General features: G+C 69.6%; 25 protein-coding genes. 9 read left to right on the top strand and 16 right to left on the bottom strand.

Annotation, left to right across the window (positions count from 1 at the left end; genetic code table 11):
- Positions 1 to 487 precede the first annotated feature (487 nt).
- Positions 488 to 1,129 (bottom strand): DNA-3-methyladenine glycosylase, encoded by a 642-nt coding sequence (locus tag IEY79_RS19195; RefSeq protein WP_189108744.1) that lies wholly within the window; start codon positions 1,127 to 1,129, stop codon positions 488 to 490.
- Between the two features lie 75 nt (positions 1,130 to 1,204).
- On the opposite strand from IEY79_RS19195, the gene IEY79_RS19190 reads away from it, so the two are divergent.
- The 3 genes from IEY79_RS19190 (at position 1,205) to IEY79_RS19180 (ending at position 3,313) form a co-directional block, all read left to right on the top strand.
- Complete coding sequence (locus IEY79_RS19190; RefSeq protein WP_189108743.1) at positions 1,205 to 1,987, top strand: sporulation protein; 783 nt, start codon at positions 1,205 to 1,207, stop codon at positions 1,985 to 1,987.
- An 85-nt stretch (positions 1,988 to 2,072) separates the two neighbouring features.
- Positions 2,073 to 2,612, top strand: coding sequence for a YbhB/YbcL family Raf kinase inhibitor-like protein (locus IEY79_RS19185; RefSeq protein ID WP_189108742.1), 540 nt, complete (start codon positions 2,073 to 2,075; stop codon positions 2,610 to 2,612).
- 188 nt (positions 2,613 to 2,800) lie between these two features.
- Positions 2,801 to 3,313: an HNH endonuclease gene (locus IEY79_RS19180; RefSeq protein ID WP_189108741.1), complete on the top strand. Its 513-nt coding sequence runs from the start codon at positions 2,801 to 2,803 to the stop codon at positions 3,311 to 3,313.
- Positions 3,314 to 3,428: 115 nt separating this feature from the next.
- Here the strand turns inward: IEY79_RS19180 and IEY79_RS19175 are convergent, their stop codons facing one another.
- From IEY79_RS19175 to IEY79_RS19160, 4 genes are all read right to left on the bottom strand, one after another.
- A complete protein-coding gene (locus IEY79_RS19175; protein ID WP_189108740.1) occupies positions 3,429 to 4,196 on the bottom strand; it encodes a sulfite exporter TauE/SafE family protein in 768 nt (255 codons plus the stop codon).
- A 161-nt stretch (positions 4,197 to 4,357) separates the two neighbouring features.
- Positions 4,358 to 5,287, bottom strand: coding sequence for an SPFH domain-containing protein (locus IEY79_RS19170; protein ID WP_189108739.1), 930 nt, complete (start codon positions 5,285 to 5,287; stop codon positions 4,358 to 4,360).
- A 146-nt stretch (positions 5,288 to 5,433) separates the two neighbouring features.
- Positions 5,434 to 5,862: an NfeD family protein gene (locus IEY79_RS19165; RefSeq protein WP_189108738.1), complete on the bottom strand. Its 429-nt coding sequence runs from the start codon at positions 5,860 to 5,862 to the stop codon at positions 5,434 to 5,436.
- A gap of 163 nt (positions 5,863 to 6,025) precedes the next feature.
- Positions 6,026 to 6,817, bottom strand: coding sequence for an ABC transporter ATP-binding protein (locus IEY79_RS19160; RefSeq protein ID WP_189108737.1), 792 nt, complete (start codon positions 6,815 to 6,817; stop codon positions 6,026 to 6,028).
- Between the two features lie 124 nt (positions 6,818 to 6,941).
- Between IEY79_RS19160 and IEY79_RS19155 the strand changes: the two genes are divergently transcribed.
- Entirely contained in the window at positions 6,942 to 7,730 is a 789-nt protein-coding gene (locus tag IEY79_RS19155; RefSeq protein ID WP_189108736.1) for an Rv1486c family protein, read from the top strand.
- An 89-nt stretch (positions 7,731 to 7,819) separates the two neighbouring features.
- Here IEY79_RS19155 and IEY79_RS19150 read toward each other — a convergent pair whose 3' ends face one another.
- From IEY79_RS19150 to IEY79_RS19140, 3 genes are all read right to left on the bottom strand, one after another.
- Positions 7,820 to 8,065, bottom strand: a complete 246-nt coding sequence (locus IEY79_RS19150; protein WP_189108735.1) for a chaplin — start codon at positions 8,063 to 8,065, stop codon at positions 7,820 to 7,822.
- Positions 8,066 to 8,205: 140 nt separating this feature from the next.
- A complete protein-coding gene (locus IEY79_RS19145) occupies positions 8,206 to 8,853 on the bottom strand; it encodes a response regulator (RefSeq protein WP_308426679.1) in 648 nt (215 codons plus the stop codon).
- Complete coding sequence (locus IEY79_RS19140) at positions 8,846 to 9,991, bottom strand: GAF domain-containing sensor histidine kinase (protein WP_189108734.1); 1,146 nt, start codon at positions 9,989 to 9,991, stop codon at positions 8,846 to 8,848. The genes IEY79_RS19145 and IEY79_RS19140 overlap by 8 nt, the downstream gene beginning before the upstream one ends.
- Before the next feature lie 197 nt (positions 9,992 to 10,188).
- Here IEY79_RS19140 and IEY79_RS19135 point away from each other — a divergent pair, with 197 nt between their 5' ends.
- From IEY79_RS19135 to IEY79_RS19125, 3 genes are all read left to right on the top strand, one after another.
- Positions 10,189 to 10,887, top strand: a complete 699-nt coding sequence (locus IEY79_RS19135; RefSeq protein WP_189108733.1) for an SDR family NAD(P)-dependent oxidoreductase — start codon at positions 10,189 to 10,191, stop codon at positions 10,885 to 10,887.
- A gap of 26 nt (positions 10,888 to 10,913) precedes the next feature.
- Positions 10,914 to 12,038, top strand: coding sequence for an S-adenosylmethionine:tRNA ribosyltransferase-isomerase (locus IEY79_RS19130; protein WP_229700963.1), 1,125 nt, complete (start codon positions 10,914 to 10,916; stop codon positions 12,036 to 12,038).
- Between the two features lie 260 nt (positions 12,039 to 12,298).
- Positions 12,299 to 13,048, top strand: a complete 750-nt coding sequence (locus IEY79_RS19125; RefSeq protein ID WP_189108732.1) for a transglycosylase SLT domain-containing protein — start codon at positions 12,299 to 12,301, stop codon at positions 13,046 to 13,048.
- A gap of 128 nt (positions 13,049 to 13,176) precedes the next feature.
- Here IEY79_RS19125 and IEY79_RS19120 read toward each other — a convergent pair whose 3' ends face one another.
- The gene (locus IEY79_RS19120; protein WP_189108731.1) at positions 13,177 to 15,768 is read right to left on the bottom strand and encodes an ABC transporter ATP-binding protein/permease; all 2,592 of its coding nucleotides are present in this window, start codon (positions 15,766 to 15,768) and stop codon (positions 13,177 to 13,179) included.
- Between the two features lie 285 nt (positions 15,769 to 16,053).
- Between IEY79_RS19120 and serB the strand changes: the two genes are divergently transcribed.
- On the top strand, positions 16,054 to 17,289 hold the full coding sequence (serB, locus tag IEY79_RS19115) for a phosphoserine phosphatase SerB (RefSeq protein ID WP_189108730.1): 1,236 nt from the start codon (positions 16,054 to 16,056) through the stop codon (positions 17,287 to 17,289).
- Between the two features lie 115 nt (positions 17,290 to 17,404).
- On the opposite strand, the gene IEY79_RS19110 is transcribed toward serB, so the two are convergent.
- From IEY79_RS19110 to IEY79_RS19100, 4 genes are all read right to left on the bottom strand, one after another.
- Positions 17,405 to 17,923 (bottom strand): SixA phosphatase family protein, encoded by a 519-nt coding sequence (locus tag IEY79_RS19110; RefSeq protein WP_189108729.1) that lies wholly within the window; start codon positions 17,921 to 17,923, stop codon positions 17,405 to 17,407.
- A gap of 85 nt (positions 17,924 to 18,008) precedes the next feature.
- Positions 18,009 to 18,215: a hypothetical protein gene (locus IEY79_RS19105; RefSeq protein WP_189108728.1), complete on the bottom strand. Its 207-nt coding sequence runs from the start codon at positions 18,213 to 18,215 to the stop codon at positions 18,009 to 18,011.
- 171 nt (positions 18,216 to 18,386) lie between these two features.
- Positions 18,387 to 18,503 carry an SGM_5486 family transporter-associated protein gene (locus IEY79_RS38025; protein ID WP_268240593.1) on the bottom strand — a complete coding sequence of 39 codons (117 nt, stop codon included), beginning with the start codon at positions 18,501 to 18,503 and terminating at the stop codon, positions 18,387 to 18,389.
- A gap of 17 nt (positions 18,504 to 18,520) precedes the next feature.
- On the bottom strand, positions 18,521 to 19,816 hold the full coding sequence (locus IEY79_RS19100; protein ID WP_189108727.1) for a CynX/NimT family MFS transporter: 1,296 nt from the start codon (positions 19,814 to 19,816) through the stop codon (positions 18,521 to 18,523).
- A gap of 104 nt (positions 19,817 to 19,920) precedes the next feature.
- Between IEY79_RS19100 and IEY79_RS19095 the strand changes: the two genes are divergently transcribed.
- Positions 19,921 to 20,595 (top strand): FadR/GntR family transcriptional regulator, encoded by a 675-nt coding sequence (locus IEY79_RS19095; RefSeq protein WP_189108726.1) that lies wholly within the window; start codon positions 19,921 to 19,923, stop codon positions 20,593 to 20,595.
- Between the two features lie 19 nt (positions 20,596 to 20,614).
- Here the strand turns inward: IEY79_RS19095 and IEY79_RS19090 are convergent, their stop codons facing one another.
- The 3 genes from IEY79_RS19090 to fabG all read right to left on the bottom strand — a co-directional run bounded on the left by IEY79_RS19090 (position 20,615) and on the right by fabG (position 22,769).
- A complete protein-coding gene (locus IEY79_RS19090; RefSeq protein ID WP_373292580.1) occupies positions 20,615 to 20,896 on the bottom strand; it encodes a hypothetical protein in 282 nt (93 codons plus the stop codon).
- Between the two features lie 378 nt (positions 20,897 to 21,274).
- Complete coding sequence (gene fabI / locus IEY79_RS19085; protein ID WP_189108725.1) at positions 21,275 to 22,045, bottom strand: enoyl-ACP reductase FabI; 771 nt, start codon at positions 22,043 to 22,045, stop codon at positions 21,275 to 21,277.
- Positions 22,046 to 22,049: 4 nt separating this feature from the next.
- The gene (gene fabG / locus IEY79_RS19080) at positions 22,050 to 22,769 is read right to left on the bottom strand and encodes a 3-oxoacyl-[acyl-carrier-protein] reductase (RefSeq protein WP_189108724.1); all 720 of its coding nucleotides are present in this window, start codon (positions 22,767 to 22,769) and stop codon (positions 22,050 to 22,052) included.
- Between the last annotated feature and the right edge of the window lie 86 nt (positions 22,770 to 22,855).

Genomic DNA, 22,855 nt, shown 5'->3' with positions numbered 1-22,855 from the left:
AACCAGTCGGAATAAGACCAGTCATTCACAGCGTCCTCGCTGTGTTTCTATCAAAGGAACCCGAACCCAACCCACCAATGTGGACCAGGCCGGGGTATCAACATATCTGGCGTTGACTTTTGGCACGCTGTTGAGTTCTCAAGGAACGGACGCTTCCTTCGTACTCACCCTCTCGGGCTTTCCTCCGGGCTTCCCTTCGGTCCTGCTGTCTTGCGTTTCCGACTTTATCAGAACCTTTCGGCGCCTGATTCCCAGTCGGCGGGCCGCCCAATGAGTTATCCGCTTTCGCGTTTCCCTTTCGGCGTGTCCACTACGTTAACCGATTCCCCGGGCGACTCATAATCGGGTCTGGAGAGTTCGAATTTCGGCATGCCGAAATAGAACCCGTCAGGGGAAATCGTAGGTAGTGGGTGGCCGCCTCAGGCTGCTGAAGAGCAAGACCCGTGTAAAGCGGCTCGGACTACATTAGGCGTCCCGCCCCGGCGCGTCAAGTTGCCCGTCTGCGTGGAGTGTGGGCGCGGTACGGGCTCACCGTCGGGTCGCCGTCGATCCAGAACCGCCAGGGGTGCGGGGCGCCTTCGCCGCCCACTCCGGTGCGTGGGCCGCTGCGTACCTGGTCACGGGGCGGCGGCGTACCCATGAGTACCGACAGGGGCGCGTCGCCGTCGGCGCACACGTCCGTGCCGTTCAGCGCGCGGTCGACGTCAAGGCCCGTGGCCAACCGGGCGGGACCTTTGGCCAGTTCCTTGTCGTTGCGGGCCGAGACCCGTCGTTTCCGTACCTGCTCCGCTCCCTCCCGGATCTCACCGGCGCGCAGCAGTACACCGCTCGCCCGGCCCTCCGGGCCGCACACCAGGTTGAGGCAGTGCCACATGCCGTACGTGAAGTAGACGTATGCGTGGCCGGGGGGGCCGAACATCACGCTGTTGCGGTCGGTGCGGCCGCGGTAGGCGTGGGAGCCCGGGTCGATGTCGCCCGCGTACGCCTCCACTTCCGTGAGGCGGAGTTCTATCGTTCCTTCCGCCGTGCGGCGCAGGAGAGTTCGGCCCAGCAGGTCGGGGGCGACTTCCAGCACGGGCCGGTTGAAGAAGTCACGGGGCAGCGGCGTACGGTCGGGGCGCTCGATCATGTCGTCCGAGCGTAGCGGGGGAACCGCCCGCGGTCGTGACGCGTATGTAGAGGTCAGGATCTAGGAGGAGTGACTATGGGCTTCAAGAGGCTGCTCGCGAGCATGGGCGCCGGCGGCGCGTCCGTCGAGACCGAGCTGACCGAGCAGAACGTCGTGCCGGGCGGGGTCGTCCAGGGCGAGGTGCGTATCCAGGGCGGATCGGTCGACCAGCAGATCGAGGGACTCTCCGTCGGTCTCCAGGCCCGTGTCGAGGTCGAGGGCGGGGACCAGGAGGTCAAGCAGGACCTGGAGTTCGTCAAGCAGCGTCTCGGTGGTGCCTTCGAGGTCAAGGCCGGTGGGGTCCACATCGTGCCGTTCGGACTTGAGATCCCGTGGGAGACCCCGGTCACGAGCATCGGCGGGCAGCAGCTGCACGGCATGCACATCGGTGTGACGACGGAGCTGGAGATCGCCCGCGCGCTGGACTCCGGCGACCTGGACCCGATCAACGTGCACCCGCTGCCGGCGCAGCAGGCGATCCTGGACGCCTTCATCAGCCTGGACTTCCGGTTCCGCAGCGCGGACATGGAGCGCGGCCACATCCGGGGGACGCGTCAGCGGCTGCCGTTCTACCAGGAGATCGAGTTCGCGCCGCCGCAGCGGTACCGCGGGCTGAACCAGGTCGAGCTGACGTTCGTCGCGGACGACCGTGAGATGGACGTCATCCTGGAGATGGACAAGAAGCCGGGTCTCTTCAGCGAGGGCAGTGACTCCTACCGCGCCTTCAAGGTGGGTCTGAACGACTTCCAGGGCACCGACTGGGCCGCCTATCTCAACCAGTGGATCGCGGACGTCGGCGGGCGTCGCAACTGGGCCTGAGGTCCGTAGGCCTTAGTCTCGGCTTCGGAAGGCCGCCGGGTCCCGCGAGGTCCGGCGGCACCAAGCCGAATCCGGAGGTTCTGTAGTGACCGAGGCGAAGAGGGCTCCACTCCCTCATGACTTCCTCCCGCCGGTGCCGTCCTTCACCGTGGTGAGCGACGACATCGCGCCCGGTGCGGTCCTGAAGGACGCCCAGGTCTTCGCGGCGGGGAACACGTCGCCGCATCTGCGGTGGGAGGGGTTCCCCGCGGAGACCAAGAGCTTTGCCGTGACGTGCTTCGACCCGGACGCGCCGACCGGCAGCGGTTTCTGGCACTGGGCGCTGTTCGACATCCCGGCGTCGGTCACCGAGCTTCCGGCGGGGGCCGGTTCCGGCTCTTTCGAGGGGCTGCCCAAGGGCGCCGTGCACGCCCGTAACGACTACGGGTCGAAGGACTTCGGGGGCGCCGCTCCCCCGGCGGGTGATCCCGCGCACCGTTATGTGTTCACGGTGTACGCGGTGGACAGTGACACGCTGGGCCCGGACTCTGACGCCTCGCCCGCGGTCGTCGGCTTCAATCTGCGGTTCCACACGCTCGCGCGTGCGCAGCTGATCGGTGAGTACGCCGCACCCGCGGAGAGCTGACCGTTCAGCTGTTGTTTGCCCTGCCCTGGTCTTGGAGAGATCAGAGCAGGGCATTTTTTCGTTGCGGGGGTTATTGGGGTCGTCCTCGGAACTCGGTAGGCGGATATTGCGTTGTCCATCTTGGCGCGCCCGGCCAGAGTTGATCCCAGCCCGCCGTCCGGCGGGACGGCACACGGGAGGTGGGCGGAATGCGGGACACGCTGGTGCTGAATGCGAGCTTCGAGCCGCTGTCGACGGTGACACTCAACCGTGCGGTGGTGCTGGTCCTTCAGGACAAGGCCGTCGTCGAGCAGTCCCACCCGGCTCTGCGGGTGCGTGCGGCCGCGGTGGATCTGCCGGTGCCCCGGGTGATCAGGCTCTGCAGGTATGTACGGGTGCCCTTCCGAAGACAGGCACCGTGGTCGAGGCGTGGGGTGCTGATACGGGACCAGCACCGGTGCGCGTACTGCGGGCGGCGCGCGACGACCGTGGACCATGTGCTGCCGAGGTCGCGTGGCGGTGCGGACAGCTGGCTCAATACGGTCGCCTCGTGTGCCGAGGACAATCACCGTAAGGCCGACCGGACACCGGAGCAGGCGGGGATGCCGCTGCTGAACGAGCCTTTCGTGCCGTCGCCGGCCGATGCGATGCTGCTGGCGCTGCGGGCCGGTGAGCGGTCGGCGCTGCCGCAGTGGCTGGCGGGGGCCGGTGCGGCCGCGTAGGTCTTGAGGCCGCGTAGACCCTTGAGTTCTTCCTCTTCCGTCGCTCCCGTCGCCGTTGTCGCCGGACAGCCCGTCTCCGTAGTGCCGGAGGCGGGCTCTCGCGTACGGGGTCCGCTCAGCGGGTGACGAGTTGGACGATGGCGGCCGTGCCGACGATCACGATCATCGTGCGCATCACGGTGGGTGAGAGTCGCCGGCCGACCTTCGCGCCGAGTTGGCCGCCGATGGCGGAGCCGACGGCGATGAGGACGACGGCTGTCCAGTCGAACTCGGCCACGAAGAGGAAGAAGATCGCGGCGATGGTGTTCACGATCGCGGCGAGGACGTTCTTGACGGCGTTGAGGCGCTGCATCTCCTCGTCGATCAGCATGCCCATGAGGGACATGTAGATGATTCCCTGGGCGGCTGTGAAGTAGCCGCCGTAGACGCTGGCGGCCATGACGCCGCCGAAGAGGAGCGGTCCGCCGTCGGTCTTTGTGACGACGTTCTTCCGCGCGCGGTGGCGCTGGACGCTCTTGGAGAGCCGGGGCTGGAGGATCACCAGGACGAGGGCGAGGCTCACCAGGATCGGCACGATCGTCTCGAAGGCCGTCGAGGGCAGTGAGACGAGCAGGATCGCCCCGCAGAGCCCGCCGCAGACGGCGGCTGTGCCCAGGCGGATGATGCGCCGCCGCTGTCCGGTGAGTTCCGCGCGGTATCCGATGGCTCCGCTGACGGCGCCCGGTATCAGGCCGAGCGCGTTGGAGACGGTGGCGGTGACGGGCGGCAGGCCGGTGGCGAGCAGCACGGGGAAGGTGATCAACGTGCCCGAGCCGACGATGGCGTTGATGGTGCCGGCGCAGGTGCCCGCGACGAACACGGCGAGCATCTCCCAGATGGTCACGCGACACGTCCCTCGGTGATCGGTGGTTGTTGAACCGATCATGCCCGAGGGCGGGGCCGTTCCCGTACGACGGGTGGTGCGTCGCACGGGAACGTGACGTACGGATCAGAGACGGACGGATCAGGGAGAGGAGCGCGGATGGTGCCGGGCGGTGGAGCCCGTCAGTCGAGCGGTGCCTGCTGGCGGCGCTCCTTGCCGGTGTTGAAGCCCGGTACGCCGGAGCCCAGGTTGTCGAACGCTCCGCTGAGTCCCTTGAGCGCGTCGCCGATCTCGCTGGGCACGATCCAGAGCTTGTTGGCGTCGCCCTCGGCGATCTTGGGGAGCATCTGGAGGTACTGGTAGGCGAGGAGTTTCTGGTCGGGGTCGCCGGCGTGGATGGACTCGAAGACCGTACGGATGGCCTGGGCCTCGCCCTCGGCGCGCAGGGCGGCCGCCTTGGCCTCACCTTCGGCGCGCAGGATCGCGGACTGCTTCTCGCCCTCGGCGGTGAGGATCGCGGACTGGCGGATGCCCTCGGCGGTGAGGATCGCGGCGCGCTTGTCGCGGTCCGCGCGCATCTGCTTCTCCATCGAGTCCTGGATGGAGGTCGGCGGCTCGATGGCCTTGAGCTCGACGCGGTTGACGCGGATGCCCCACTTGCCGGTGGCTTCGTCGAGGACGCCGCGCAGGGCCGCGTTGATCTCCTCGCGGGAGGTGAGGGTCCGCTCCAGGTCCATGCCGCCGATGATGTTGCGCAGCGTGGTGACGGTGAGCTGTTCGATCGCCTGGATGTAGCTGGCGACCTCGTACGTCGCGGCGCGGGCGTCCGTGACCTGGTAGTAGATGACGGTGTCGATGTTGACCACCAGGTTGTCCTGGGTGATCACCGGCTGGGGCGGGAAGGGGACGACCTGTTCACGGAGGTCGATGCGGTTGCGGATCGAGTCGATGAACGGGACCACGATGTTCAGGCCCGCGTTGAGCGTGCGGGTGTAGCGCCCGAAGCGCTCCACGATGGCGGCGCTCGCCTGCGGGATGACCTGGATCGTCTTGATCAGGGCGATGAATACAAGCACCACCAGGATGACCAAGACGATGATGATTGATGGCATCGCGTTCTCTACTGCCCTTCGCTGCCGAACTGCCGGACTGTCAGATGATCGAGTTTCGCAGAACATGCCTGCGTGTGCGGGGCGTTCGGTCTGGTTGCCTGGTCGGGCTCACGTGGCGCGGGGTGCGCGGCGGCCCTTGGAGGCGGTCACATCACCACCGCGGTGGCGCCGTCGATGTCGGCCACGTCGACCTTCTCCCCCGGTTCAAAGGCCTGTTCGGCGTCGAGTGTGCGTGCCGACCAGATCTCTCCGGCGAGTTTGATCCGGCCGCCGCTTCCGTCGACCCGTTCGACGACAACGGCCTGACGCCCCTTCAGGGCGTCGATTCCGGTGGCCAGCCGGGGAGTTCGGGCGCCTTGTCTGGCCGCCAGGGGCCGGACGACGGCGATGAGCGCGACCGAGACCACCACGAAGACAAGGACCTGCGCCACGATTCCGCCACCGAGCGCGGCGACGACGGCACCGGCCACCGCGCCCGCGGAGAACATCCCGAACTCGGGCATCGCCGTCAGGACGAGCGGTATCGCCAGTCCCACGGCCGCGATCAGCCACCACACCCATGCTTCGATTTCCACATCATCATGGTAGGTGGGCGGGTCCGGTCCGGACAGGGGGTGCGATCAGGTCATCTACGCTGCCCAGGCGCCGTCTTGGCCCTCGGCGGCCATGAGACGGCCGTGGGATCGGCGTGGGATCGGCGTGGGATCGGCAGGGGACGACCGCGCGATCGGCGTGGGATCAGCGCAGCGGGAGACCGCGTGCGGACCAGCGGTCGTCGGACTGCTCCACGACGAGGGGGAGGCCGAAGCAGAGGGAGAGGTTACGGGACGTCAGCTCGGTCTCCATGGGGCCGGCGGCGAGGACCTTGCCCTGGCGGATCATGAGGACGTGGGTGAAGCCGGGGGCGATCTCCTCGACATGGTGGGTGACCATGATCATGGAGGGGGCGTACGGGTCCCTGGCGAGCCGGCCGAGGCGGCGTACGAGATCCTCCCGGCCGCCGAGGTCGAGACCGGCGGCGGGCTCGTCGAGCAGGAGCAGTTCGGGGTCGGTCATCATGGCGCGGGCGATCAGGGTGCGCTTGCGCTCACCCTCGGAGAGGGTGCCGAACCTGCGGTCGAGGTACTCGGTCATGCCGAGCCGGTCGAGGAAGGCGCGGGCGCGCTGTTCGTCGACGTCGTCGTAGTTCTCGTGCCAGGTGGCGGTCATGCCGTACGCGGCGGTGAGGACCGTCTGGAGCACGGTCTGGCGCTTGGGGAGCTTCTCGGCCATGGCGACGCCGGCGATGCCGATGCGGGGGCGGAGTTCGAAGACGTCGACCTTGCCGAGCTTGTCGCCGAGGATCTTCACCTTGCCGGCGGAGGGGAAGAGGTAGCTGGAGGCGAGGTTGAGGAGGGTCGTCTTGCCGGCGCCGTTGGGGCCGAGAATCACCCAGCGTTCGCCTTCCTTGACGGACCAGGAGACATCGTCCACCAGAGCGCGTCCGTCGCGGACCACGGATACGTCCACCAGCTCCAGTACATCGCTCATGAGCGCGTTGTCTCCCCATGCAGTCTTGAGATCTGGCATGCGCCTGTGGGCGCAGCTCCACAGGGAAAACCTACGCCACCGGTCCGGGGGCCAACTCCTTAGGTCCGTTCCCTAGGCTGGGGCCATGCTTTCCGAACCACGCTCAGGACTGTTGGCGGCCTGGGGAAATGCCCTCCTTGCCGGTTTCGTATCGCCGGACGACGCGGCTCTCGCGATCGTCGGGCCGGACGCGGTGCACCGGGTGGCGGGGCTGCCGGGCGAATCGGGGCCGGTCGGGCTGACGCTGGCGCTCGGGCGGCTGCGCGCGCTGGGGGTGACCGGGTACCGGGTGGCGCTGCCGGCGCCGGGTCATCCGCTGGGGCTCAGCGGGCCGCCGGAGTTCAACGCCCGTGCGCTGGAGGCGGAGGAGGCGGTGATCGCCTCGGGGGCGCCGTACGGGCTGGTGCCCGAGGTGTCCGCGGCGGGGCCCGAGGGCGATCTTCATGTGGAGGTGGCCTGGCACTGTCTGCCGGTGCGCGAGGCGCCGCCCGCGGACGTGCCGTCGCTCGGTGAGGCGGAGCGGGAGCTGGCCGAGGCGCTGCGGGACGCGACGAACGCGCTGTCGCAGCTGGACGTGGCGGCGTCGGGGCCGGTGGCCGAGGCGGCGCTGGACGCGTACCGGGCGCGGTCGGAGCGTGGCCGGGAGGTGCTGGCTCCGGGCTATCCGCCGCGTGCCGTACGGGTGCTGGAGCTGGCGCAGCGGGTGGGGCTGCTTGTCGCGCTGGCGCGGGAGCACGGGCACGGCGGGGCGGTGAGCGCGTCGGAGATGGCGGCGCGTGGTGAGTTGCTGCGGCCGGTGGAGCGGGTGTCGCGGCGGGCGCAGGTCGCCGCGTACAACGCGTATGTGGAGGAGATGGAGCGCGGGCCGCGCTGAGCGGGGCCCTGGTGTGTGAGATGTGGCACGGCCCCGGTGCCCGTCGCTGAGGACGGGCACCGGGGCCGTGGCGCCTGGCGGGCGGTGGATCAGTGGTTCAGGCCGAGGTTGCCGAACGCCGGGTTGAGGACGCCGATCACGTTGACCGTGTTGCCGACCGCGTTCACGGGGATGTGGATCGGAGCCTGAACGAGGTTGCCGGAGCCGACGCCCGGGGAGTGCACGGCCTTGCCGTCGGCGTGGGAGCCGCCGGTGGCGAAGGCGGCGCCGGAGCCCGCGGCGACGAGACCGCCGGCGATCATGGTGAGGGCGGCGGCCTTCTTAAGGTTGTTCATTTTCAGGATCCTCCATCGCAAGGGCCGCGGCGGTTCTCCGCGGCACGTCATGGAGAACGCCCGGACGCCTCCGGGGATACGCCGTGTGGGGGACATACACCCGACGGTATGAATCTCAGATCGGAATACGACGCTCCGGATCAGCCGGTGATGCCGTGCCGTACGGCCCACAGCGCCGCCTGCGTACGGTCCGCGAGATCCAGCTTCATCAGGATGTTCGAGACATGCGTCTTGACGGTCTTCTCCGAGAGGACGAGCGCGCGGGCGATCTCCCGGTTGGAGCGGCCGTCCGCGATCAGGGTGAGCACCTCACGCTCCCGGTCGGTGAGCGAGGACCCCCTGCCCTGTCCGGACCCGGGGTCGTCCTGGGCGAGCAGGGCGCCCGCCACCTCCGGCTGGAGCAGGACATGGCCGGCGTGTACGGAGCGGATGGCGCCGGCCAGCGCCTCCGGGTCGACGTCCTTGTACACATAGCCCGCGGCCCCGGCCCGCAGCGCGGGCACCACCGTGCGCTGCTCGGTGAAGCTCGTCACGATCAGCACCCTGGCCGGGTTGGCGAGCTCGCGGAGCTTGCGCAGCGCCTCGATACCGTCCGTGCCCGGCATCTTGATGTCCATCAGGACGACGTCCGGGCGCAGCTCCTCCGCGCCGGCCACACCCTCGTCGCCGTCGGACGCCTCGCCGACGACCTCTATGTCGTCCTGGATCTCCAGGAAGGTACGCAGTCCGCGGCGGACCACCTGGTGGTCGTCCACCAGCAGTACACGGATTCTCTTGTCGTCAGCCACCGGGAACTTCCATCTCGATCGTGGTGCCCTGTCCGGGCGCCGATTGCACCGTCAGCCTGCCGCCGACACCGCTCGACCTGTCCCGCATCGAGACGAGCCCGAGGTGGCGGCCGGCCCTGCGGACCGTCCTCGGTTCGAAGCCCTTGCCGTTGTCGGTGATGCTGAGCACCGCGCCCTGGCCCCGGCGGGCGATGGTCACGTCGACCCGCTCGGCGCCGGAGTGGCGCAGTGCGTTGTGGAGCGCTTCCTGGGCCACGCGCAGCATCGCCTCCTCCTGGGAGGCGGGCAGGGCCCGTACGCCGCAGCTGTCGAAGGTGACATGCGCGGCGTGCGCGCGGTCGAGGACCTGGATCTGGGTGCGCAGGGTGTGGACGAGGCCGTCCTCGTCCAGGGCCGCGGGGCGGAGCTCGACGACGGCGGCGCGCAGCTCGTCGGCGGCCTCGGCGGCGAGGTCGGCGACCTGCTGGAGTACGCCCTTGGCCCGTGCCGGGTCGCGGTCGATGAGGCTGGAGACGGCCTGGGCGGTCAGCCGCAGCGAGAAGAGTTTCTGGCTGACGGCGTCGTGGAGCTCGTGGGCGAGCCGTGAGCGTTCCTCGGCGATGGTCAGCTCCCGGCTGCGCTCGTACAGCCTGGCGTTGGTGAGGGCGATCGCCGCGTGCTGGGCGAGGATGCCGAGCAGTTCCTCGTCCTCCTCGGTGAATCCGCAGCCGCCGGCCGGCTTGGGGCAGCGCTTGTTGGCGAGGAAGAGCGTGCCGATGGTCTCGTCGCCGTCGCGGATGGGCAGCCCGAGGAAGTCGGACATGTCGGGGTGGGCGGCGGGCCAGCCCTCGAAGCGGGGGTCCTCCTTCACATCCGCGAGCCGTTCGGGCCGCGCGTCGTGCAGCATCGCCGCGAGGATGCCGTGCTGGCGCGGGAGCGGGCCGATGGCCTTCCACTGGGCGTCGCTGACGCCGTCGACCACGAACTGGGCGAAGCCGCCGTGGTCGTCGGGCACCCCGAGCGCGGCGTACTCCGCGTCCAGCAGCTCACGGGCGGAGGCGACGATCGTCTTGAGGACGTCCCGCACCTCCAGATGCCTGCTCATCGCGAGGAGTGCGGTGCTCACGGCCGCGAGCCCGGAGCTCGGTCGATGGCTCATGGCCTCACCGTACCGGCGGCCGGGACGGGCCGGATCGGACCTCGGACGCAGGGGACGAGGGCTTGCGGCCTAGGCCGAAGTGCCTCCGGGCGCAGGGACCCGCGCCCGAGGCGACGGGCCGGTTGTCCTTTCTATGTTGAGGACAACGGCACCCGGCGACGCCCGGGGCCGACGCGAGGCGAGAAGGAGCGGACGCCATGTCGGTAGCGATCATCACGGGGGCTTCCAAGGGACTGGGGCGCGCACTCGGCGGGGCGCTCGCCGAGGACGGGTGGGACCTGGTGCTCGACGCCAGGACGCCGGGCGCCCTGGAGGACGCGGCCCGGGAGATCAGGGCCCACGGGACGCGTGTGACCGCGATCCCCGGGGATGTGACCGATCCCGTCCACCGCGCGGAGCTGGTCGCGGCGGCGGGCGCGCTCGGCGGGCTCGATCTGCTGGTGAGCAACGCCAGCGCGCTGGGCGCCGAGCCGCTCGTACGGCTGGACGAGCTGGCGCTCGACGGGCTGCGCGCCGCGCTGGAGACGAATGTGGTGGCGGCGCTCGGGCTGGTGCAGGAGTCCCTGCCGCTGCTGCGGGCGGGCGGCGCGGGCACGGTGATCGCCGTCAGCTCGGACGCGGCGGCGGAGGCGTACGAGACCTGGGGCGGGTACGGGGCGTCCAAGGCCGCGCTCGACCATCTGGCTGCCGTGCTCGCCGTGGAGGAGCCGGGGCTGCGGGTGTGGACGGTCGATCCGGGTGACATGCAGACCGATCTGTACGCGGCTGCCGTGCCGGACGACGGTGACGCACGGCCTGATCCGCGGTCCGTGGTGCCGGGCTTCTTGCGGCTGCTCCGGCAGCGGCCGACGAGCGGGCGCTACTCGGCCACCTCGTTGCTGGGGGTGGCCTTGTGACCGGGGCGGGCACCCGGCGGACGGGCCTGGAGGGGCCGGGCGGCCCGAAGGGGCTGGAGGGGCTGCGGGTGCCCGACGGGCTCTCCGCGCGGGTGCCGGCCGAGCAGCGCGGCTCGGGGCGGGACGACGTACGGCTGCTGGTGTCCCGGGGCACGGAGGTGTCGCACCACGTCTTCGGGGAGCTGCCCGGGCAGCTGCGGGCGGGGGACGTGCTGGTGGTGAACACCTCGCGGACGCTGCCGGCGGCCGTCGACGCGCGGCTCGGGGCCGAGCGGCTGGTCGTCCACTTCTCCACGCGGGGGGACGACGGCCGGTGGGCGGTGGAGCTGCGGACGCCGGGGCCGCCGGGCCGGAGCGGGCACAAGGGAGCGACGCTGGCGCGTGCGGGGGGCCCGGCCGGAGCGGTGGTACGGCTGCCGGGCGGCGGGCACCTCGTGCTTCAGGAACCGCTCGACCCGGCGGGCACGCGGCTGTGGTGGGCGCGGGTCGACGGAGGCGGGGACGTGCCGGGGCTGCTGGGGCGGCACGGCCGTCCGATCCGCTACGGGTACACGGAGCGGGACCAGCCGCTCTCGGCGTACCAGACGGTCTTCGCGCTCCCCTCCCCCGACGGCACGGGCTCGGCGGAGATGCCGAGCGCCGGCCGGCCGTTCACCGCGCGGCTGGTGGCGGAGCTGGTGAGCCGGGGGGTGCAGTTCGCACCGATCAGGCTGGACACGGGGGTGGCGTCGGCCGAGGCGCACGAGCCGCCGTACCCGGAGCGCTTCGAGGTGCCGGCGACCACGGCCCGCCTGGTGAACGCGGCCGTGGCGGGCGGCGGGCGGATCGTCGCGGTCGGGACCACGGCCGTGCGGGCGCTGGAGTCGGCGGCCGGTCCTCGCGGGGGCGTTCGGGCGGCTTCGGGCTGGACGGATCTGGTGATCACGCCGCGGCGCGGGGTGCGCGTCGTCGACGGGCTGCTGACCGGGCTGCACGAGCCGGAGGCCTCGCACCTGCTGATGCTGGAGGCGATCGCCGGCCGCGAGGCGCTGGAGGCCGGTTATACCGAGGCTGTACTGCATCTCTACCTCTGGCACGAGTTCGGCGACGTCCACCTCGTACTGCCGGACGAGAACGCTCACTCTCCGAGTTGCGCCAGCAACCTCTGGTGAAACCGGACCCTGCCTAATGTGACGCCGCACATAGGACGCAGATCACTTACGAAGGTATGTAGTGGACATATCGACGGGTGTAGAGATGTCATAAATGGGTAGTGCGGTGTCTCATTTACCCCCCTTTCAACTATCACGGGTCGTACGTCACACCTTTGCCACAGGGTTTTGCTGCCGCTAAGAATTGCAGCCGTCGCCGCCGCTCAGGCATCTGGCTATCCGGCCTCCGCGACGCCCCGCTATTCGAAGAGGTATGTCGTATGACCGCGCCCAGCACCACTGGCAACCGACTGAACAAGAGCCACCGGCTCTCGATCGCCGGCGTGACAGCTGCCGCCGCCGCGGCCCTCACCTTCTCCTTGATCCCGGGTAACGCATCCGCCGAGGGCTCGGGCAAGGCCGTGGCCGCGTCCACGTCCGCGTCCACGTCCACCGCCCCGGTGGCGTTCAACTCGACCACGGGCGGCACGCAGGCCGCCGCCATCCAGAAGAGCCTGGCCAAGCAGCACAGCATGGCCGACCGCATCGCGGAGATTCACGCGAAGCAGGACTCGGCCGAGGCCAAGGCCAAGGCCAAGGCGAAGTCCGACGCCAAGGCCGACGCCAAGGAAGAGGCAGCCGCGAAGGCGAAGAAGCGTGCGGCCGCGAAGGAGAAGGCCAACCGCTCCGCCGACCGCAAGCCCACCTACGCCAACAACCTGAACGGGTGGATCAAGGAAGCCCTGCACATCATGAAGAAGGAGAAGATCCCCGGCACGTACGAGGGTCTGCACCGCAACATCATGCGTGAGTCCAGCGGTGACCCGAAGGCGATCAACAACTGGGACATCAACGCGAAGAACGGCGTCCCGTCGATCGGCCTGCTCCAGGTGATCAAGCCGACCTTCGACACGTACCACGTCAAGGGCACGCCGCACAGCCAGTACCACCCGGTCGCCAACATCGTGGCCGCGGCAAACTACGCCGCCGACCGGTACGGCTCGATCGACAACGTCGACAGCGCGTACTGAGTCATCGCACGACAAGGCACGGCCACGCACGACCACGCACCGACGCGTGGTACCCGTGACACGCACAGACGCCGGTGGGCGGCACCCCGCGAAGGGGTGCCGCCCACCGGCGGCGTGCGTGTTCCGCGTTACTTGCGCATGACCTCCGGCTCGTGGCGGCGCAGCAACCGCGCCACCACAAAGCCGCACACGATGCCGATGAGCAGCAGGACCGAGAGGTTGAACCCCCACTGCCCGATCGAGTGGTCCCAGAGCGGGTCCAGATCGTTGGGGCTCTTCGGCTCCCACGGCGGCATCAGATGCGCCAGGTCGAGGGTCGAGCCGGTGCCGGCGATAGCCCAGCGCGAGGGCATCAGCCAGGCGAACTGCTCCAGGCCGGGCGAACCGTAGACCTGGAAGAGCGTGCCGGTGAAGACGACCTGGACGATCGCGAACATGACCAGCAGCGGCATGGTCTTCTCGGCGGTCTTCACCAGCGAGGAGATCACCAGACCGAACATCATCGACGTGAAGCCCAGCGCGATGATCACGATGCACATCTCGACGGCCGGCGGCATGATCAGGCCCTCGTCGGGCAGCGCGCGCGGCGCGAAGCCGATGCCGCAGATGATGACGCCCTGGAAGGCCGTGATCACGCCGAGCACGATGACCTTGGACATCAGATACGCGGAGCGGGACAGACCGGTGGCCCGTTCCCGTTCGTAGATCACCCGTTCCTTGATCAGTTCTCGTACGGAGTTGGCCGCACCCGAGAAGCACATGCCGACCGCGAGGATCAGCAGGATCGTTCCGGCCTTGCCGTTGAACTGGGCCGGCGGGTCCGGCGGTCCCAGACCGAAGTCCGCCGGGATCACGACGCTCACCACGCCGAGGACGGCGGGCAATATCACCATCAGACCGAGGAAGCCCCGGTCCGAGGCGATCACCGAGGAGTAGCGGCGGATCAGCGTCCACAGCTGGGAGCCCCAGCTCTGCGGCTTCGGCGGGCGCATCTGCTGCGGCGAGGGCATATGGACGGACTGCGCGGCGACGGCGTCGATGTCGGCGGCGTACATCTGGTAGTGCTGCGAACCGCGCCAGCGGCCCGCCCAGTCGTAGTCGCGGTAGTTCTCGAACGCCGAGAAGACATCGGCCCAGGTGGTGTAGCCGAAGAAGTTGAGCGCTTCCTCAGGCGGTCCGAAGTACGCCACCGAGCCGCCGGGCGCCATGACGAGCAGCTTGTCGCAGATCGCCAGCTCCGCCACCGAGTGGGTGACGACGAGGACGGTACGGCCGTCGTCGGCGAGGCCCCGCAGGAGCTGCATGACGTCGCGGTCCATGCCCGGGTCGAGGCCGGAGGTCGGCTCGTCCAGGAAGATCAGCGACGGCTTGGTCAGCAGTTCGAGTGCGACGGAGACACGCTTGCGCTGGCCGCCGGAGAGCGAGGTGACCCGCTTCTCCTTGTGGATGTCGAGCTTGAGTTCGCGAAGCACCTCGTCGATACGGGCCTCGCGCTCGGACTCGGCGGTGTCACCGGGGAACCGGAGCTTGGCGGCGTACTTGAGCGCCTTCCGTACGGTCAGCTCCTTGTGCAGGATGTCGTCCTGCGGGACCAGACCGATGCGCTGGCGCAGCTCGGCGAATTGCTTGTACAGATTCCTGTTGTCGTACAGGACGTCGCCCTCGTTGGCGGGCCGGTAGCCGGTGAGCGCCTTGAGGAGCGTGGACTTTCCGGAGCCCGAGGGGCCGATGACCGCGATCAGCGACTTCTCGGGGACACCGAAGGAGACGTCCTTGAGGATCTGCTTGCCGCCGTCGACCGTCACCGTGAGGTGGCGGGCGGAGAACGAGACCTCACCGGTGTCGACGAACTCTTCCAGCCGGTCGCCGACGAGGCGGAAGGTCGAGTGACCGACGCCCACGATGTCGTTCGGGCCGAGGAGCGCCGTTCCGGACTTGGCCATCGGCTGACCGTTGACGTACGTGCCGTTGTGGGATCCGAGGTCGCGGATCTGGAAACGGCCGTCGGGCGTCGAGGTGAACTCGGCGTGCAGACGGGAGACCTGGAGGTCGGAGACGACCAGTTCGTTCTCCAGCGCACGGCCGATGCGCATCACCCGGCCGAGAGCCACCTGGTGGAAGGTGGTCGGGCTGCGGTCCCCGTACACCGGTGGGGCCCCCGCCGCGCCACCGGATCCGGGACCGCCATGACCACCGGGACCGCCGGGCGCGGGGCCCCCCGGCCCTCTGTGCTGCGACGGTACGTAGCCAGGCTGCTGTTGCTGCTGTTGCTGGGGCGGCTGCTGTTGCTGCGGCGGCCAGCCCTGCTGCTGAGGAGGCTGCTGCTGAGGGGTCCAGCCGGGCCCGCCCTGCGGTTGCGGCTGCGCGGGCGCGTGCTGCGCCTGCGCGTGCTGCGCCTGCGGCGTCTGGGGCGCTGCCGCGCCGTTGAGACTCAGCCGCGGTCCGTCGGTCGCATTGCCGAGATGCACGGCGGTACCGGGACCGATTTCCAACTGGTGGATCCGCTGGCCCTGCACATAAGTGCCGTTGGTGCTGCCGTGGTCCTCAATTACCCAACTACGGCCCCCCCAGCTGATGGTGGCGTGACGCCACGAGACACGCGCGTCGTCGATCACCAAGTCGCCCTGCGGATCACGCCCCAGGCTGTACGACCTGGACTGGTCGAGCGTCCAGGTCCTTCCGTTCAATTCAAGTACGAGTTCCGGCACTCCATGCCCCACTTGTTGTCCCCCGGGTTACCCCCATCACAGGGAGTCTAGGGATGGCGAACATCGTGGGGAACTATTTCAGGCCCGGCCCCTTATACGAAAGTCGGGCCTCACGAAAGAGCGCAAAATCCCGTTCGTGGCGCGGCGAAACGTAAGTGAACACGCTCAAACCCCACAAGCGGGACGGGGGTCGGGACCGGGGCCGGGTCGTATGCCGGCGCGGGGTTCGGGGACGGCTGTCCGGCACGCGGGACACCCGGTCGCCCCACCCGTCCCGCCCGATACGGTGGGATCACCATGAGCGCATCGCAGCCCCGTCAGACCACTGACGCAGCCCCCACGCTTCTCGTCAAGATCTTCGGGAAGGACCGCCCGGGGATCACCGCAGGCCTCTTCGACACCCTCGCCGCCTACTCGCTCGACGTCATAGACATCGAGCAGGTCGTCACCCGTGGCCGTATCGTCCTGTGCGCGCTCGTCACCTCGCCCGAGGCCGGCGGCAGCACGGAGGGCGAGCTGCGCGCGACCGTCCACAGCTGGGCCGACTCCCTGAAGCTCCAGGCGGAGATCATCTCCGGGACCGGCGACAACAGGCCGCGCGGCAGCGGCCGTTCCCATGTCACCGTGCTCGGACATCCGCTGTCCGCCGAGTCGACGGCGGCCATCGCCGCACGCATCACCTCGACCGGCGGGAACATCGACCGTATCTTCCGGCTGGCCAAGTACCCGGTCACGGCGGTGGAGTTCGCGGTGTCCGGCACGGCGACCGAACCGCTGCGCACCGCGCTGGCGACGGAGGCGGCCGAGATCGGGGTGGACGTCGCGGTCGTCTCGGCCGGGCTGCACCACCGGGCGCAGCGGCTGGTCGTCATGGACGTCGACTCGACCCTCATCCAGGACGAGGTCATCGAACTCTTCGCCGCGCACGCGGGCTGCGAGGAGCAGGTCGCGGAAGTGACGGCCAGGGCGATGGCCGGTGAGCTGGACTTCGAGCAGTCGCTGCACGCGCGCGTGGCGCTGCTGGCCGGACTCGACGCGTCGGTGGTGGAGAAGGTACGCGCGGAGGTACGGCTCACGCCCGGCGCCCGCACCCTGATCCGTACGCTCAAGCGGCTCGGCTACCAAGTGGGCGTCGTGTCGGGCGGGTTCACCCAGGTGACGGACGGGCTGAAGGACCAGCTCGGGCTGGACTTCGCCTCGGCGAACACGCTGGAGATCGTGGACGGGAAGCTCACGGGGCGGGTCGTGGGCGAGATCGTCGACCGGGCGGGCAAGGCCAGACTGCTGCGCCGGTTCGCCGCGGAGGCCGGGGTGCCGCTGTCCCAGACCGTGGCGATCGGCGACGGTGCCAACGACCTCGACATGCTGAACGCGGCGGGGCTGGGGGTCGCCTTCAACGCCAAGCCCGTGGTCCGCAGGGCCGCGGACACGGCGGTGAACGTGCCGTTCCTCGACACCGTGCTCTATCTGCTGGGGATCACGCGTGAAGAGGTCGAAGAGGTGGAGACCGCGGAGGCGGGCCCGTCGCTCTGAGACGAGGCCCTGCCCCGGACCCGTACGCGAGACGGAAGAGCCCCGGCACGCACACCGTGCCGGGGCTCTGTCGTAAGGGAGTTGGGGCGGTCGGGAGGGTGGGAGAGGCGCGTGGTCAGTCGTGCGGGGCCCAGTATTCGAGCAGTGTCCCCACGTCGGGCTCCACGGTCTTCCACGAGCCCGCGATCTCGATGACGGCGAACGCCGAGGTCGGGAACGCGCTCGCGGTCAGCCGGCCCAGCGCGTCACCCTCGGCGCGCGCCGAGAGAGCGTCGGCGAGGGCGTGCATACCCGGGTTGTGGCCGATCAGAAGGAGATCCTTCACCTCGTCCGGCGTCTCGGTGACCAGTGCCAGGAGATCGCCGAGCGTGGCGTCGTACAACCGGTCCTCGTAGACGGTCCTGGGCCGTGACGGCAACTCGTGCACCGCCAGTTTCCAGGTCTCGCGCGTACGGGCCGCCGTCGAGCAGAGGGCAAGGTCGAAGGCGATGCCGGTCTCCGCAATCCGGCGGCCGGACACCGGGGCGTCCGCGCGGCCTCGCTCTGCGAGCGGCCTCTCGTGGTCGGCCACGTCGGGCCAGTCGGCCTTCGCGTGCCGGAGTAGGACAATCCTGCGGGGTGTTTCGACGCTCATGCATCCCAGCTTCGCACGAAATGCGCCGTCAGGCGCGGGGTGTTGAAGGGGCCGCCCGACAGGGGGGAGCGTGACTACGACGCCACTAGCGGGCGAGCGTCTGCTGGATCTGGATCACCACACCGCCGACACCGGGCTCGCTCGCCGCGGCGCCGGCCGGGACGGGACCGGCCATCAGCAGCAGGAGCGCGGCGAACGCGAGGGCCGGGAGCACCACCGCCCACCAGGGCAGACGGATGTCGACGCTGTCGGGGGACGAGTGGTGGGACCGGGTGTGCGTAGGGGCCGCCATGGCCGCCTCCGTAGGTCAGCGGTTGAAGTACCTCAAAGCTACGGATCACCGGCCCCCGCTCCCATCCGGAGACCCACCCACTTGACCCTGACCCTGACCCCCTAGGGGGAGGTGGGGCCAGCCCTACCCTCCCTTCGGGCGGCTCACTCGCCGTACCCCCCACCGGGACGCTCAGGGGGAGGCGATCGAGGCGATGACGGCGATCACGACCATGATGCCGATGATCGTGCCGAACATCATCAGCAGTTTCTTCTGGCCGTTCTGGGGATTCGGATCAAGGACTGGCATGCGCCCAGTTTCTCATCTCAGCATTCGTCCTCGACCGTGCGGTCCCGGCCCGCGACGACCCCCAGAATGATCTGCGGCACCATGAGCCCGCCCATCAGCGTGATCGGCAGCTCCCAGCCGCCGCTGTGCTGGTAGAGCACGCCCACCAGCAGCGGACCCGGAATGGAGATCAGATAGCCGGTGCTCTGCGCGAAGGCGGACAGCCGCACGACCCCGGCGCCCGTCCTCGCGCGCATGCCGATCATCGTGAGTGCCAGCGGAAAGGCACAGTTGGAGACGCCCAGGAGCACCGCCCACACCCAGGCCCCGGCGGCGGGCGCGAGAAAGAGCCCCGCGTAGCCGGTCAGACCGCAGGCTCCCAGGGCGACCACGATCGGACCCTGGTTCTTCATGCGGGTGGCCAGCCGGGGGATCACGAAGGCCAGCGGGACGCCCATGACCATCGTGACGGCGAGCAGCAGCCCCGCCGTGCCCGCCGAAACCCCCGCGTCGCGGAAGATCTGCGGCATCCAGCCCATGGTGATGTACGCGCCGGTGGCCTGGAGGCCGAAGAAGCAGCCGAGCGCCCAGGCGGTAGGGCTGCGGACGATCCTCGGCCCCGCCGCCGGCGCCGCCGAGGCCGGCGCCCGCCCGCGCTCGGGCCGCCGCCCCGTGGCCTTCCGGTCGCGTACGAGAAGCGCCGCCCACGGGAGTACGGCGACGGCGGCGACCACCGCCCACAGCCCCAGGCCGAGACGCCAACTGCCGCCCAGCGCCGAGGTCATGGGGACGGTCGCGGCCGCCGCCACGGCCGTGCCCGCGGACAGCGCCATCGAGTAGAGGCCGGTCATGGTGCCGACCCGGTCGGGGAAGTACCGCTTCACGATCACCGGCATCAGCACGTTGCCGACGGCTATCCCCATCAGCGCCAGCGCGCTCGCCGCGAGGAAGGCGGCCGTGCCGGTGGTGAAAGGGCGGATCAGCAGACCGGCCGTGATGGCCACCATTCCCGCGCAGACCACCGTGGCGGGCCCGAAGCGGCGGGCCAGGCGCGGGGCCGTGACGCCGAAAACGGCGAAACAGAGCGCCGGGACGGAGGTGAGGACGCCGGCGACGCTGCCGCTCATATGGAGTCCGACGCGTACGTCTTCGAGCAGCGCGCCGAGGCTGGTGATGGCGGGGCGGAGATTGACGGCCGCGAGGACGAGCCCGACGACGAGGAGCCTCGTCAGCCACACGGTCTTCCCGGGTGAGGGCACCGGTGCGGAAGAATCGGCGGGCAGGGGCGCGGCGTCCTCCCGGAGCGGGAGTGGGGTCGTGGTCTCGTCCAGCATGGAGCCATCATAGAATCATGGGATGATTGGTTGTCCAATCGCTTGACGTCATCCACGGGACCTCGGGCACACGTCGTCCCTCGGCAGCGAGAACTTGGAGCACCATGGCCCTGACCTCTCCCCGGAGATCCGCGCTCTCCGATCAGGTGATCACCGAGCTGCGGAACCAGATCACGTCGGGCGAATGGCCGGTCGGCTCACGCATCCCCACCGAGCCCGAGCTGGTCGAGCAGCTGGGCGTGGCCCGTAACACCGTCCGCGAGGCGGTCCGGGCGCTGGCGCACAACGGGCTCCTGGACATCCGGCAGGGCTCGGGCACCTATGTCGTCGCCACGAGTGAGCTCGCCGGTGTGATGCACCGCAGGTTCGCCGACGCCGACGCCCGGCACATCGCGGAGGTGCGCTCCACCCTCGAAGCCTCGGCGGCCCGGCTGGCGGCCGAGCGCCGCACGGAGCGGGACGTGCGGCAGCTGGACACATTGCTGGCGCGCCGCGAGGAGGCGTGGGCCGGCGGGGACGCCGATCTGTTCGTGGCCGCGGACGCGACCCTGCACCTGGCGGTGGTCTCGGCCTCGCACAACGAGGTGCTCACCGCGCTCTACGCGGATCTGAGCGATCTGCTGCGCGACGGTCTGCGCGCCGATGTGGGCCGTGAGCTGCGCCCCGCGTTCCATCTGGACCACTCGCGGCTGGTGGAGGCCATCAGGGCGGGGGACACCGAAACGGCGGGCGCGGAGGCGGCGAGCCACGCCTTCAGCTGTCTGCGCGAGACGGCCTGAGGGCGGCCGGGAGCCCCGGTCAGGGCACCACGCGCGCGTGGCTGACCCAGGCCGATTCGATCTCTTTCCAGCAGCGCCCGGTGAGCCGGACGTAGCCGGCGGGCCGGGCCTCCGCGGGCGCGCTGTCGGAGTCGACGTCCCACCAGCGCGCGCACTCGATGTGCAGCTGGACCCGGTCGGTCTCCGGGTACGGGTTGTGGCAGAACGCGGTCACCACGGAGCCCTCGGCCGCCGTACGGCAGGAAGCCCCGAACGGTTCACGCTCGCGCTCCTTGTCGCGCCCGTCCCGACGGTCGCGCACGCCGTCGGGGCCGTCGGCGCCGTTGGTGTCGTGGGAGTCGTCGGCCTCGTGGGCGTCGTCACTGTCCGCGTCCACCGCGACGCGGTCGACACCCAGTACGTCCGCCGCCGAGGTCCTGGCCGCCGGGGGCGGCGACTCGTCCCGTACGACTGCCGTGACGGCGAGGCCCGCCACGATCAGCACCGCCGCCGTCAGCGAGGCAGCCGCCTTGCGCGCTTTCCGGTACACAGCGACACCTCCTCCCCGATCAGTGTGCGGGGAGTTGTCGCTCTTCTCGACTCCTACGGTCACGGAAAGTGACGGTCGAGGCTGTACGACGCACGGAACCGCGTGCCGCCGTGGGGCGGTCACGCGGTTCCGTGGTCGAGCTGTCTTCGCTCAGGCACCCATCATGTGGACGCCGCCGTCGACGTGCAGGATCTCGCCCGTCGTCTTCGGGAAGAAGTCGGACAGCAGCCCGACGACACCACGGCCGGTCGGCTCCGGGTCGGACAGGTCCCAGCCGATGGGCGCGCGGTGGTTCCACACGTCGGCCAGCTCCTCGAAGCCCGGGATGGACTTGGCGGCCATGGACCTGAGGGGGCCGGCCGAGACCAGGTTGCAGCGGATGTTCTTGGCGCCCAGGTCACGCGCGAGATAGCGGTTGGTGGATTCGAGCGCCGCCTTGGCGATGCCCATCCAGTCGTACTTGGGCCAGGCGAACTGCGCGTCGAAGGTCAGGCCGACGACCGAGCCGCCGCGCTCCATCAGCGGAAGGCAGGCCATGGTCAGCGACTTGAGCGAGTACGCCGAGACATGCACCGCCGTACCGACGTCCTCCCACTCCGCCTCCAGGAAGTTGAAGACTCCCTGCGGGCCGAAGGCGATCGAGTGCACGATGCCGTCGAGGCTCGCACCCTCGCCCTGGTGCTCCCGGATCCGGTCGGCGAGGGAGTCCAGATGCTCCTGGTTGGTGACGTCCACCTCGATGACGGGGGCCGGCTTGGGCAGCCGCTTGGCGATGCGCTCGACGAGCGAGAGGCGCCCGAAGCCGGTGAGGATGACGTCCGCGCCCTCTTCCTGCGCCACCTTGGCGGCGTGGAAGGCGATGGAGGCGTCGGTGAGGACGCCTGTGACGAGAATGCGCTTGCCGGCGAGGATTCCACTCATGTGATCAGTGACCCATGCCCAATCCGCCGTCAACGGGAATGACGGCTCCAGTGATGTACGCGGCGTCGTCCGAGGCGAGGAAGCGGACCGCCGCCGCGATCTCCTCGGGCTGTGCGTAACGGCCGAGGGGGACGTTGGCGACGATGTTCTGGCGCTGCTCGTCGGTGAGCACGTTGGTCATGTCGGTGTCGACGAAACCGGGCGCCACGACGTTGAACGTGATGTTGCGCGAGCCGAGTTCACGGGCGAGCGAGCGGGCGAAGCCGACAAGGCCGGCCTTGGAGGCCGCGTAGTTCGCCTGGCCGGCCGAGCCGAGCAGCCCGACCACGGACGAGATGAGGACGACGCGGCCGCGCCTGGCGCGCAGCATCGCGCGGTTGGCGCGCTTGACGACCCGGAAGGTGCCCGTGAGGTTGGTGTCGAGGACGGAGGTGAAGTCCTCCTCCGACATCCGCATCAGCAACTGGTCCTTGGTGATGCCGGCGTTGGCGACCAGCACCTCCACGGGGCCGTGCGTCTCCTCGATCTCCTTGTAGGCCTGCTCCACCTGCTCGGAATCGGTGATGTCACAGCGGACGGCCAAGCAGCCCGAATCCGTCAGGGCCTTGGGCGGTTCGCCCGAGCGGTAAGTGATGGCGACCTTGTCGCCGTTGCCGGCGAAAGCCAGGGCGATGGCAAGGCCGATGCCCCGGTTTCCTCCGGTGACGAGAACCGAGCGGCTCAACGGAGCACCTTTCGTAGCTGTCTGGTACCTGCAAAACCTATCGCCCGAGCCGCCCGTCCGTGGACTCGGGCATGGACAGCGCCTCG

Origin of the sequence: Streptomyces camponoticapitis (assembly GCF_014646115.1) — a bacterium.
Taxonomy (GTDB): domain Bacteria; phylum Actinomycetota; class Actinomycetes; order Streptomycetales; family Streptomycetaceae; genus Streptomyces; species Streptomyces camponoticapitis.
The sequence above is the reverse complement of the archived record's forward strand: the minus strand, read 5'-3'. Positions and strand labels throughout refer to the sequence as shown.